Below are 11,040 nucleotides of genomic sequence, written 5' to 3'. Positions count from 1 at the left end.
TTATAGATATCAATGGAATTTAAAAAAGATGACTCCTGTTGGATACAGAAATCATCTTCTTGATGTTGCCTAACTTTTTTCAAAATGTCCTTTACAAAGGGTACAGATTAATTTGAGCGTCTCTTTTTTCATTTCATCTTTACAACCGTTCTTCCTTTTAACTTTCCTTGCAGTATAAGTGCAAACTTCTCATCTAATTCTTTTAATGTACATTCTTCTGTATAAGATAATAGCTCTGAATTTTTCCACTCACCGGCTAGCAATGCCCACACTTCTCTTCTCATATCTACTGGACATTGAACTGAATCTATTCCTAAAAGGCTAATCCCTCGCAATATGAATGGGTATACAGTTGTATTTAATTCATGCCCTGCTACGTTACCACACGTTGTTACACAGCCTCCATACTTAACTACCTTTAAAGAACTTTCTAACATGTTTCCACCTGCTGTATCGACAACACCTGCGTATACACTCTTCAACATCGGTCTCCCGGACTTATCATTCAATTCTTCACGATGAATAACTTGTTTCGCTCCTAGACGTAGTAGCATCTGTTCTTCTTCCATTTTCCCAGTTGATCCTACTACGTTATATCCTAGCTTCGCTAAAATGCTAACTGCTACACTACCTACTCCACCCGTAGCACCAGTCACTAAAACATCTCCCATATTAGGCGTAATTCCCGCTCTAATAAGCTTATATACCGATAAGGCAGCCGTAAAACCTGCTGTCCCGTACATCATACTTTCCTTCAAAGACATTTCTTTTGGTAAGGGAACGACCCAAGATGATGGCACGCGAATATATTCCCCGAAACCACCAGAAGTATTCATACCTAAATCATATCCAGTTACAATAACTTGATCGCCTTCCTGAAAGGCGTTATTTCCACTACTAACAACCTCTCCCGCTGCATCGATTCCAGGTGTATGAGGATATGTTCTCGTTACACCTTTATTACCAGTAGCTGAAAGGGCATCTTTATAATTTAATGAAGAATAATGAACACGTATTACTACGTCCCCTTCAGGTAAACTATTTACTTCTCTCTCAACAAAGGTTCTTTCAAATTGATTATTTTCCTTTTCTTTCACGACCATCGCTCGGAATGATGTATAATTCATTATGCTCTCTCTCCTTCATCCGTAAAATCCTTCTTTATTATATAAGAAATGCATATAAATCGAATCGCTTCTTCTTGGCTATATTTCAACAAATCTTACTTCTCTATCACTTTCTCACAATACATATTTTCATTTCTACTAAAACACCTTATACTTGTTCTACATCTTTAAAATAAAATATAGAAAATCTGACTTTTTATAAATAAATTGAATTTTTACGGAATGTAAATGATTTGTAATGTTTTTTTTCGCTAAATTTCATTATAATAAGTGGATATGAGTGTCGTATTTCAATCCAAATGAAGGAGTACAAGAAATGGAGCAAAACCCACCTTTGCAAGAAAATACACGAAGTAAACCGAAAAATAGTAAGAAAAAAACCAAAATTATTATAAGCGTTATTCTATTAGTTTTAATAGTAGGTGGCGGTTATACTTGGTTTTTAGTAAATAAAGCATCTTCTGCTATTCGAAATGCCGCTCACGATTTAGCGCGCGGTGATAAATCTGATTTACGTGATAAAGCTGTAAAACCTATTACGAATAATGTATCTGTTTTAATAATGGGTGTTGATGAAAGTGATGTCCGCGGGAAAGAATATGGTGAAGCTATAAGAACGGATGCATTATTACTTGCAACCTTTAATAAAGATAGCAAAACTGTAAAGCTATTAAGTATTCCACGAGACACATATACTTATATTCCAGTGGAAAAGAAAAAAGATAAAATTACACACGCTCATGCATTTGGTTCTACTAAAAACGGAAAAGATGGTGGACCACAAGCTAGTATTGATGCAGTTGAAAAATTAATGAATGTTCCCGTCGATTACTTTGTAAAATTTAACTTTAAATCATTTATAAAAATCGTCGATGACCTAGGCGGTATTGAAGTTGATGTACCAGTTGAATTTACTGAGCAAGATAGCAATGATAATGCTGAGGCAATTCACCTGCAAAAAGGTGTTCAAAAGTTAAATGGCGAAGAGGCTCTTGCTCTGGCTAGAACACGACACATTGATAGTGATGCGATGCGTGGACAACGTCAGCAACTCGTTATCGAAGCCATTTTAAAGAAACTAACAAGCGTTGGATCCGTAACAAAAGTTGGTAACATCATTGATGATATTAACGGACAATTCGTTACAAACTTAACATTCGACGATATGCTTTCATTCTATAAATATGGAGCAGATTCTTCAATTGAGAAATTACAAATTGAAGGTGAAGATTGTTACATGGCAAAAGGTGATGATACATGTAGTAAGTCTCCTGGTGGTGGCCGAACTTACTACTACAATCCAGATAAAAAAGAATTAGCTAATGTTACAAACGAACTTCGTAGTCACCTTGGACTACCTGCCTATACAAAATCTGATTCTGATTCAAAAAAAACAAGCTCAGAGAAAACAAAAGAATCTAAGTCTGAAAATACGAGTGAACGCGAATCAAGTAACGATGAAACTCAAAATAAGAATAACAGTGAAGATACAGAAACATCGTCTAATGACAATGAATAAAGTGAAGCAGTGCTCTATGGAGGTAGAGCACTGCTTCTTTTTAATTCTTTCAAAATTAAAAATCAGAACTTTCCAACTATCTTTTTTAATATTTTTAAATTATAATAAATAATAGTAATCTATTCCAATTATCAGGGGGCTCACACATATGAAAGCTGCAGTAAAACATAACATTTCAGATTTTAAAGAGTACTTAAAATCAAACGATATATACATGGAAGAAAATATAGATGAAAATGATGGTTCTGTACATTTCTCAGTAGGATTAGAAACAGAAGCTGGCGCAAAAATTCAACTTATCGCTGCTTTCCAAAACGAACATCCTGCTGTGGATATATACTGCTTCAATGTTGCTCTTGTACCTGATTCAACATCAAAAAATGACATTTTACATGTCATCAATGAATTAAACACATCTTATCGATTTGCAAAATTCACGCTAAACAAACAAAATGCAATTGATATTTCAACATCTCTTGCATTCTCAGAACCAAACTTTAATCCTGCACTTGTCTTTGAACATACGAGAATGCTATATAAACTGGCAAACGATGAATATAAGAACTTAATGAAAGTTATTTGGGCATAAAATAAAAGGATGGGCTGCAAGCAGCACCATCCTTTTACTTCAATATCATATCAATCCACATCTTTATCGCAGTTCCTACAATTAAAATAGATAATACATATTGCAAAACTTTTTGATTCACTCTCTTCCCTACTCTCACCCCAAGAGGAGCGGCAAATAAACTTGCTATCGCAACGATAAGAGCCGGAATAACAACTATTTGTCCAGTAATCACTTTCCCAGTAGTAATTCCTATCGAGGAAATAAAAGTAATAGCGATAGATGTTGCTATTGTCGTACGTATCGGTAGTTTTAAAACAACTAGCATAATCGGGACTAAAAGAAATGCACCACCGGCCCCAATAATGCCGGAAACACTTCCTACACTAAACGCTAGCAAACTAGCTAGCCATTTATTGTACATAATTCCCTCTGATCCCTTACGATCGCTTCGCTTTGGTATAAACATCATAATAGCCGCAATAGTAGCTAATAATGTGTAAACAATGTTTACAGCATGCTCATTTAATAAATTCGCGCTAAGGCTACCTACAAAGCTTCCTATTAATATACTAGCTCCCATATACACAACTAACGTTTTATCCATATCGTTACTTTTCCTGTACGCCCACGCGCCTGCAAAAGTTGCAAAGAATACTTGAATCGCTGTAATACCACTCACCTCATGTGATGTATATCCAGCAAATCCTAGCAATACTGGAATGTATAAGATCATCGGATAATTAATAATTGCACCGCCAATCCCAACCATTCCTGAAATAAACGAACCTATAAACCCAATAATAAAAAGTAGTACTGTTAAACTCATATTGTATCCCCTGCCTTCTAAAAAGAAGGTGATTTAAATAAATAAATTCACATTCCCATCCGAAGCATCTGCTAAATATGCACCTACTCCTGCAAACTCTACCCCTTCCATAATCTCTTCCTCTTTTAACCCTAATAAATCTACTGTCATTTGACAAGCTACAAGCTTAACTCCCTGTTCTTTCGCCATATCAATTAAATCTGGCAAAGGCATTGCGTTATGTTTTTTCATAATACCTTTAATCATTTTTGGCCCCATACCAGCAAAATTCATTTTTGATAATCCCATCTTATCAGCGCCGCGCGGCATCATTTTCCCAAACACTTTCTCTATAAACGTTTTCTTTACTTTCACATGCTCATCTTTCCTAAGGGCATTTAAACCCCAGAAAGTATGAAAAATAGTCACCTCTTGATCGTACGCGGCTGCACCATTCGCAATAATGTAAGCTGCCATCGCTTTATCATAATCTCCACTAAATAAAACAATCGTCGTTTTCTTCTGTTGTTCCATGTTGTTCTCCTCCTAATTACCTATAGGGGTATTTTAAAAGTTGTAAAAAGGCTCAAATTATCTAGCTACACCGATACTACTTTCCCCTTACAAAGCGTTCATACCGCCTGAAACATTTATAACGCGCTGAAATCCTAATTTCTTTAATACTTTTGCTGCTTGTTTACTTCTCACCCCGCTCTGACAAATAACTATTACTTCCTTATTTTTATCTAACTGATTTACTTTACTAGCTAACTCATTTAGCGGGATATTCTGAAATCCCTTCATATGATTTCCTCTATATTCACCTACTGTACGAACATCGATAAATTGTTTTCCCTTTTTTCCCGCTATACTCTTTAATTCTTTTCCATTTATATTTTGAACACCTTTCACCGGTAAAAAACGTGAAATAACAAACCATGCAGCAAGTACAATGAAAAGCGTACTAAATATTGTATTCATATAACCACCCTCTCCGCCTTTACAAAACTAGTTCTTCCCTATGCCTTCTTAATCCAAAATTTCAGCACATCGTCTTCTATATTATGCTTTACTATTTCATGACCGCCTGTTTTTGACCATGCTGTAATATCCTTTACCGACCCTTTATCCGTTACATGTACTTCTAACACATCTCCAGATTGTAAAGTATCCATCGCTCTCTTCGTTCTTACAATCGGCATCGGACATGCTAAACCTTTCGCATCTAATACTTGTTTTACATTCATCATCTATACCTCCATTTTTTGTTTATATCATTATTCATGAACTGCACAGCGATTTGGACCAATCTCCATTTCACGCTCTTCTTCCACACTCGGATGGATTTTCCCCATATTCGTTTGACGAATTTCTTCATAAGCATTCGGCTGCGGTGGTAAATTCTCCGTTACAATTTTACGGAATTCATCCTCATCTTTAATATTTAATCCTGCATTCACTTCAAACAATTGTTTTAAATTAGCACTTACAATCCCATTTTCATCAATTTCACTTATTTTTGAATAATGAGCTGGTAAAACAATTAACTCTTGAGATAATTCCTTATATCGCTTATATAAAGTATTTCGTAAATCCCCTACCCAGTCTTCCGCCTTCCCAGCAAGATCGGGACGACCAATTGAATCTACAAATAAAATATCACCTGATAATAAATACGTCTCATCGATAATAAAGGATGTACTTCCAATCGTATGCCCTGGTGAGTATAGTGCATCAATATTAATTAGGGTACCCCCTACCGTAATAACAGTGCCTTCTACTAGCGGTTCGTAAGAGAAAACAACTTCCTCCGCATCTTTTGGAGGTAACCAATACGTACCACTGACTTTTTCAGCCAACTTATGCCCACCAGAAATATGATCTGCATGTAGATGTGTATCCATTACGTTAGTAATAGTAACTCCATGTTCTTTTGCAAAATCTTCGTATGCTTCAATCGTTCTCACCGCATCAATGACTGCTGCTTCACCGTTTGAAACTACCATATAAGATAAGCATCCTTTTCCAAGACGATTAAATTGATATATACTTCCCCCGCCCTGTACATCCCCTACCTTTACCGGCTTCACATACTCACTCCAAGCTTTCATACCGCCAGCTAAATAATAAATATTATTGAAACCCTCATCTAGCAATTGCTCTGCGACAAACTGAGAAGAACCCTCTTTCGCACATACAACTAAAATCTCTTTCTCCCTCGGTAATTCATCTACAATATGTTCTACACCATCTAATAAATCAAAATACGGTTTATTCATTGAAGAAATTTGTTTCCCTTCAATTTTCCATTCTTCATAATCCGCTTCATTCCGAACATCTAAAATAAACAACTCTCCAAATAAAACTTTCTCTGCTATATCTTTTGCTTGTAACGGTTTAACACTCATTTTTTACCCCCCATGGTATATTTTAATTTTTAAAAATTTACTTCTCTATATTCCCTTGCCACTCTAACATACCTGGAATGACATTTTTCACGTTTGAAAAACCTTTTTCTTTCAACGTTTGACACGCTATATCACTACGGTTACCAGTTCGGCAAACAACATAAATTTGCTTCGTCTGATCTAACGATGCACTGTCTAGTTCACCTAGTGGCACCGAAATAGCGGATGGAATATGACCAAAAGCAAATTCCGCTGCTTCGCGAACATCTAGTACGATGCACTCTTCTCCGCAAGATAATATATCCTGTAATTCTACATTCGTAATTGTATGAGGATATTTCACAACTTCATTCACTTCATGCTCATGTGCTTTCCTCACATAATGCATCAATATATCGCCCTCGTGTTTCGTCCCGATATATTGATGCCCCACTTTACTCGCCCAACTTTGTATATCTACTGTAGATCCTTTATCTGTTGCCTCAATTTCAACTACTTGTCCTGATGCCAATCCTTCCATCGCCTTCTTCGTCTTCACAATCGGCATCGGGCAAGCCAAACCTTTACAATCTAAACTCATATCCACTTTTATACTCATAATCAATTCCTCCATAACTTATATGCATATACCCGCATGGGTATAATAAAATGTTTTTGAAAATCTGTCAACACATATGTTTGACAGATTATCGGCTTTTTACTAGTAATTGAACAGCTTCTTTAATTAACTCTTCATTTGAGCCATTACCTTTTTCAAACTGCTCGCGCAAACATTGCTCTAAATTTGTTCCAACAACGAGTCCAATTGTACGATCTAGCGCAGAACGGGATGCAGTTAACTGTGTAATAACATCTCGGCAATCTTTTCCCTCTTCCATCATGCGAAGCACACCACGAACTTGACCTTCAATACGTTTCAATCTATTTTTCATATCTTGATTATATTCCACTGTAGAACACCTCCGTAATTATAACTATATTATACATTACTTTGTAACTTTGTATAATATCATATACCCTCAAGGGTATATTGTAAAGTGGTTTGTTTTTTTGAAACCTTCTGAGGTATAGCAAAAATGCAAAAGCCACTGATTTTATTGGCTTTTGCATTTCTCAACTATACTGCATTGTAGTCCAACTAATTCATTTCCTTTTCTAATGAAGTAATCACTCGTTCCATTATCCTACTTCCTATAATCTCTTTGTAAAACTATAATCCATCTCTCCACCTAAAGCTTCAGCTGTATCACCAGTTTCTCTAAAATCATGTGTATAAATTTGTTCAAATGAACCGAAATCTACTTGTTTATAAAATTCATAACAAGGGAATCCATCATGCTCTCCTTGAATATCGATACTACCATCCTTGTTCACACATACAGTTAATAAATAATCTACAGGTGGTGCATACACATTTAACGGATTACTAGCGCTTGCACTCATTTTGAATTGTACACCATCAGAATTCCATGCAATATGAGTACACACAATATTTTCAGTACTCGCTTTTCCTGTTCTTTTATTCACAGAACCATCTGGATTTGTAATCTTCTCTGTCGTAATACCCGTGTTTGCATATGAAAACACTTCTTCTTTATAAAAATCTACTACTACCTCTTGCTCAACTCTAGAGCGCATAGTATTTACCGCATGTGGTGTAAATTCACGTGAATCACCTTCGAATTGTATTACTCTCCCTGTTTGTACATCCTTACTCGGTTCCGTCCAAGACATTGGAATAAATACACTAGCTCTAATTTTAACGATATTCGTCATAAGAAACACCCCTATAATTCTAATTTTATATACTGCATACTATTGAATAAAATAGACCACAATTTCGGTCCCAGAACCAATAGCTTTCTCTTTTACGTTTGCTACTTCCTTCTAAAAAATAGCGCTATATTTATATCTAGATTTTCGTTTTAAAGCTATATTCCATTTCTCCAGCTAGTGCTGCTGGGGTATCATCCGTTTCCCTGAAATCATGTGTATATATTAATTCAAATGAACCAAAGTCTATTTGTTTATAAAATTCATAGCAAGGGAAACCATCATGTACACCTTCAACATGCACAGTACCACTTTCATTAAATCGTATAGTCAAAAAATAATCAGCTGCAGGTGCTGCCGCGTTTAACGGATTACTTGCACTTGCTCTCATTTCAAATGAAACTTCATCTTCACCCCATACAATATTTGTACATGCAATGTTTTCTGTACTTGTTTCTCCTTTTTGATACTCAATTGAGCCATCTGGATTTGTAATTTTCACAGTAACGATACAAGCATCTGTATATGTGAAAATTTCTCTTTTATAAAAATCAATATTCACTTCTTGTTCTAATCTTGAACGCTTTGTGTTCACAGCGTATGGTGTAAACTCACGTGCATCTCCGGCATATTCAAACACTCTTCCTGTTGCAGGATCCTGAATAGGTTTCAGCGAAGCATACGGTGCAAATACACTTCCTCTAATTTTAACGATATTAACCATGTGAAACCTCCATAATTCATTGATTTTATTTAGATAAATCATTATTTGTTCTATCACTATCATATAGTCAATTTGATTGACTATATCCTGTATAGTACAATAGATTTCACTTATAGTCAATTTGATTGACTATAAGTGAGGAGGTTATATACATGGATCATCAAACATTTAATGAATTAGACCTGACATCACTTTTATCATTATCTTTCAGTACATTAATTACTGAACTACATGACAGATTAAGTGAATTGGGATTTGAAGATATTAGACCAGCGCATGGTTTTATGTTCAAACGCATCCTTCCTAATGGAGCAACAGGTATAGAACTAGCTGAATATTTAGGGGTTTCAAAACAAGCCATAAGTAAAATGGTAGATTCTCTGGAGAACAGTGGTTATGTCACGCGCCAAACTCATCCTACTGATAAAAGAGGTAAAATCATCGTTCTAACCGAACGTGGTTTGTCAGTAATGAAAGTAAAAGAAGAAATAGTAGCTGAAATAGAACAGCGATGGATTGAAAACATAGGTGCAGAACGAATGCAAATGCTTAAAGAAGATTTAACAACATTTGTTACTAAAGAAAATACAGGGAAATTATCATCGAGCATACGACCTGTTTGGTAAATAAAAACTCCATATAAAAAACGAATCCATTTTGATTAGTCTTTTTCAAAATGGATTTGTTTTCTACAGTTTTATTAAAATCATTGATTGCTTTAAACTTTGTGCTAAATATATGAGATATCCATATTTTATGCATTATATAATTCCATAACTCTCTGCATGATCAACTCTGCTGTATTCTCCTCTGGCGGCATTAGCAACCTCGTTACCGGCCCATACACAACAGGATTTAATTCCACTTCATACCCACCATATGCATATTCCTCTTTGCTTGGTAAATAACCAATATATCCATTCGTATATCCACAAAAGAAAGCCAGTTCATTTTGAAGACACTCTTTCATTTCTAAAGCAGTTTCTGAAAAAGGTTCCATCGGTATACCAGAGAACATCCCGTCATTAATTTGAAACAATTGAATTTCTAAATCAATACTTAACTGCCGAAAATTTTGTTCATGCTTATTTAAAATGATAGTAAGCCACTCGTCAGTATTCACACCCCACTGCTTCTCAGCTAATCGAGCCATTCCTCTTATCTCATCAATTTCAGGAATATCCTTCAATTTCATTTGTATCGTACTCGAAATCGTTCTTAATTTTACAATTGGGCTATATGTAACTGTTGGTAGCATCGTTAATACATGTCCACTAAGTGTGTAAGCCATTTGTTTTAACGCTTCCCTTGAGCCTCGGTATTTCGCATTCACATTTCCAGCAGCACCTTGAACGATAATAACAGGACAGTTTACTATCTTCTCAAGAATCTCTCTCGTCATTCCAGGATAATCCGCTGATAATACATCACTATCACCTTTTAAAACATTCGGATGTGCAGTACAAAATACTACTATCCCAGATAGCTCCTTCGTTTCAGCATCTCTCATTGCTAACATACCAATTCGCTTATCCACAATGCCATCTATATTTATGCCCATCTTCGCTTTTCCATCAGATGTTCTCTCTCTTCGGTTTACTCCAATATCACCTGTCGTAACACCCCATCCAGCTTCACATGATCTCATGTTGTTATTTGCAGTAACAGCACCGTGCACTACATTATTTAATAAAATCGTTTTATACGACTTTATTAAAGGATGATTACCGACTGTTTCCGGCCCAGAGTGAGTATGCGTATAAACAACTGTTATTTGCTCAAATGGTACATGAAGCTCATTAGCTACTTGTTCACGAATAATATTCGTATCTTCTACTAACATTCCAATGTTATCAATACTTATAAATACAGTCTTCACTTCATCTTTTTCAAATACAAAGATTGTCCCGTAAATTTGCTCTTCAATATTATTAATTCCTGTATCTCTATGGTATCCAATAAAATCAATACCTAAAGGCGGCGTAATATCCACCTGACATACCCCTACTTTGCTCACTTGAATCGCTCCATTTCTATATGTAACTCCCTTTCTTCAAGAATAGCATATTTAACTTTGTTCCAAATAAAAAAGAACGGACACAGCATTCTATGT

At 35.6% G+C, this 11,040-nt stretch carries 14 protein-coding genes and 1 pseudogene; 4 read left to right on the top strand and 11 right to left on the bottom strand.

Annotation, left to right across the window (positions count from 1 at the left end):
- The coding region (locus MR071_RS25850) for an IS3 family transposase (RefSeq protein ID WP_325782561.1) at nt 1-73 on the top strand (73 nt) is incomplete at its 5' end.
- Between the two features lie 55 nt (nt 74-128).
- Here MR071_RS25850 and MR071_RS21455 read toward each other — a convergent pair.
- The gene (locus tag MR071_RS21455; RefSeq protein WP_242237913.1) at nt 129-1,127 is read right to left on the bottom strand and encodes a YhdH/YhfP family quinone oxidoreductase; all 999 of its coding nucleotides are present in this window, start codon (nt 1,125-1,127) and stop codon (nt 129-131) included.
- 316 nt (nt 1,128-1,443) lie between these two features.
- Between MR071_RS21455 and MR071_RS21450 the strand changes: the two genes are divergently transcribed.
- Entirely contained in the window at nt 1,444-2,646 is a 1,203-nt protein-coding gene (locus MR071_RS21450; protein WP_242237911.1) for an LCP family protein, read from the top strand.
- Nucleotides 2,647-2,794: 148 nt separating this feature from the next.
- On the top strand, nt 2,795-3,235 hold the full coding sequence (locus tag MR071_RS21445) for a hypothetical protein (RefSeq protein ID WP_060750000.1): 441 nt from the start codon (nt 2,795-2,797) through the stop codon (nt 3,233-3,235).
- 34 nt (nt 3,236-3,269) lie between these two features.
- Here the strand turns inward: MR071_RS21445 and MR071_RS21440 are convergent, their stop codons facing one another.
- The 9 genes from MR071_RS21440 to MR071_RS21400 form a co-directional block, all read right to left on the bottom strand.
- On the bottom strand, nt 3,270-4,043 hold the full coding sequence (locus MR071_RS21440; RefSeq protein WP_242237909.1) for a sulfite exporter TauE/SafE family protein: 774 nt from the start codon (nt 4,041-4,043) through the stop codon (nt 3,270-3,272).
- A 33-nt stretch (nt 4,044-4,076) separates the two neighbouring features.
- Nucleotides 4,077-4,556 (bottom strand): DsrE/DsrF/DrsH-like family protein, encoded by a 480-nt coding sequence (locus MR071_RS21435; RefSeq protein ID WP_105585813.1) that lies wholly within the window; start codon nt 4,554-4,556, stop codon nt 4,077-4,079.
- An 87-nt stretch (nt 4,557-4,643) separates the two neighbouring features.
- Complete coding sequence (locus MR071_RS21430) at nt 4,644-5,003, bottom strand: rhodanese-like domain-containing protein (protein ID WP_105585814.1); 360 nt, start codon at nt 5,001-5,003, stop codon at nt 4,644-4,646.
- Nucleotides 5,004-5,041: 38 nt separating this feature from the next.
- The gene (locus MR071_RS21425) at nt 5,042-5,272 is read right to left on the bottom strand and encodes a sulfurtransferase TusA family protein (protein ID WP_242237908.1); all 231 of its coding nucleotides are present in this window, start codon (nt 5,270-5,272) and stop codon (nt 5,042-5,044) included.
- A 27-nt stretch (nt 5,273-5,299) separates the two neighbouring features.
- Nucleotides 5,300-6,430 (bottom strand): MBL fold metallo-hydrolase, encoded by a 1,131-nt coding sequence (locus tag MR071_RS21420; protein WP_242237905.1) that lies wholly within the window; start codon nt 6,428-6,430, stop codon nt 5,300-5,302.
- Nucleotides 6,431-6,467: 37 nt separating this feature from the next.
- Entirely contained in the window at nt 6,468-7,043 is a 576-nt protein-coding gene (locus MR071_RS21415) for a sulfurtransferase TusA family protein (RefSeq protein ID WP_242237903.1), read from the bottom strand.
- Between the two features lie 73 nt (nt 7,044-7,116).
- Nucleotides 7,117-7,380, bottom strand: a complete 264-nt coding sequence (locus MR071_RS21410) for a metal-sensitive transcriptional regulator (RefSeq protein WP_002159198.1) — start codon at nt 7,378-7,380, stop codon at nt 7,117-7,119.
- Nucleotides 7,381-7,621: 241 nt separating this feature from the next.
- The gene (locus MR071_RS21405; RefSeq protein WP_105585819.1) at nt 7,622-8,206 is read right to left on the bottom strand and encodes a DUF3238 domain-containing protein; all 585 of its coding nucleotides are present in this window, start codon (nt 8,204-8,206) and stop codon (nt 7,622-7,624) included.
- 136 nt (nt 8,207-8,342) lie between these two features.
- Nucleotides 8,343-8,927 carry a DUF3238 domain-containing protein gene (locus MR071_RS21400; RefSeq protein ID WP_242237902.1) on the bottom strand — a complete coding sequence of 195 codons (585 nt, stop codon included), beginning with the start codon at nt 8,925-8,927 and terminating at the stop codon, nt 8,343-8,345.
- Between the two features lie 152 nt (nt 8,928-9,079).
- Between MR071_RS21400 and MR071_RS21395 the strand changes: the two genes are divergently transcribed.
- A complete protein-coding gene (locus MR071_RS21395; RefSeq protein ID WP_242237899.1) occupies nt 9,080-9,553 on the top strand; it encodes a MarR family winged helix-turn-helix transcriptional regulator in 474 nt (157 codons plus the stop codon).
- A 128-nt stretch (nt 9,554-9,681) separates the two neighbouring features.
- Here MR071_RS21395 and MR071_RS21390 read toward each other — a convergent pair.
- Nucleotides 9,682-11,033, bottom strand: a pseudogene (locus MR071_RS21390) (neutral/alkaline non-lysosomal ceramidase N-terminal domain-containing protein).
- Between the last annotated feature and the right edge of the window lie 7 nt (nt 11,034-11,040).

The organism is Bacillus cereus group sp. BfR-BA-01316 (assembly GCF_022664195.1).
Classification (GTDB): Bacteria; Bacillota; Bacilli; order Bacillales; family Bacillaceae_G; genus Bacillus_A.
The sequence above is the reverse complement of the archived record's forward strand: the minus strand, read 5'-3'. Positions and strand labels throughout refer to the sequence as shown.

What these genes read in the sequence shown, in the direction of transcription:
- MR071_RS21455 (WP_242237913.1), bottom strand. Translation starts at nt 1,127, where the DNA reads ATGAATTATACATCATTCCGAGCGATGGTCGTGAAAGAAAAGGAAAAT.
- MR071_RS21450 (WP_242237911.1), top strand. Translation starts at nt 1,444, where the DNA reads ATGGAGCAAAACCCACCTTTGCAAGAAAATACACGAAGTAAACCGAAA.
- MR071_RS21445 (WP_060750000.1), top strand. Translation starts at nt 2,795, where the DNA reads ATGAAAGCTGCAGTAAAACATAACATTTCAGATTTTAAAGAGTACTTA.
- MR071_RS21440 (WP_242237909.1), bottom strand. Translation starts at nt 4,043, where the DNA reads ATGAGTTTAACAGTACTACTTTTTATTATTGGGTTTATAGGTTCGTTT.
- MR071_RS21435 (WP_105585813.1), bottom strand. Translation starts at nt 4,556, where the DNA reads ATGGAACAACAGAAGAAAACGACGATTGTTTTATTTAGTGGAGATTAT.
- MR071_RS21430 (WP_105585814.1), bottom strand. Translation starts at nt 5,003, where the DNA reads ATGAATACAATATTTAGTACGCTTTTCATTGTACTTGCTGCATGGTTT.
- MR071_RS21425 (WP_242237908.1), bottom strand. Translation starts at nt 5,272, where the DNA reads ATGATGAATGTAAAACAAGTATTAGATGCGAAAGGTTTAGCATGTCCG.
- MR071_RS21420 (WP_242237905.1), bottom strand. Translation starts at nt 6,430, where the DNA reads ATGAGTGTTAAACCGTTACAAGCAAAAGATATAGCAGAGAAAGTTTTA.
- MR071_RS21415 (WP_242237903.1), bottom strand. Translation starts at nt 7,043, where the DNA reads ATGGAGGAATTGATTATGAGTATAAAAGTGGATATGAGTTTAGATTGT.
- MR071_RS21405 (WP_105585819.1), bottom strand. Translation starts at nt 8,206, where the DNA reads ATGACGAATATCGTTAAAATTAGAGCTAGTGTATTTATTCCAATGTCT.
- MR071_RS21400 (WP_242237902.1), bottom strand. Translation starts at nt 8,927, where the DNA reads ATGGTTAATATCGTTAAAATTAGAGGAAGTGTATTTGCACCGTATGCT.
- MR071_RS21395 (WP_242237899.1), top strand. Translation starts at nt 9,080, where the DNA reads ATGGATCATCAAACATTTAATGAATTAGACCTGACATCACTTTTATCA.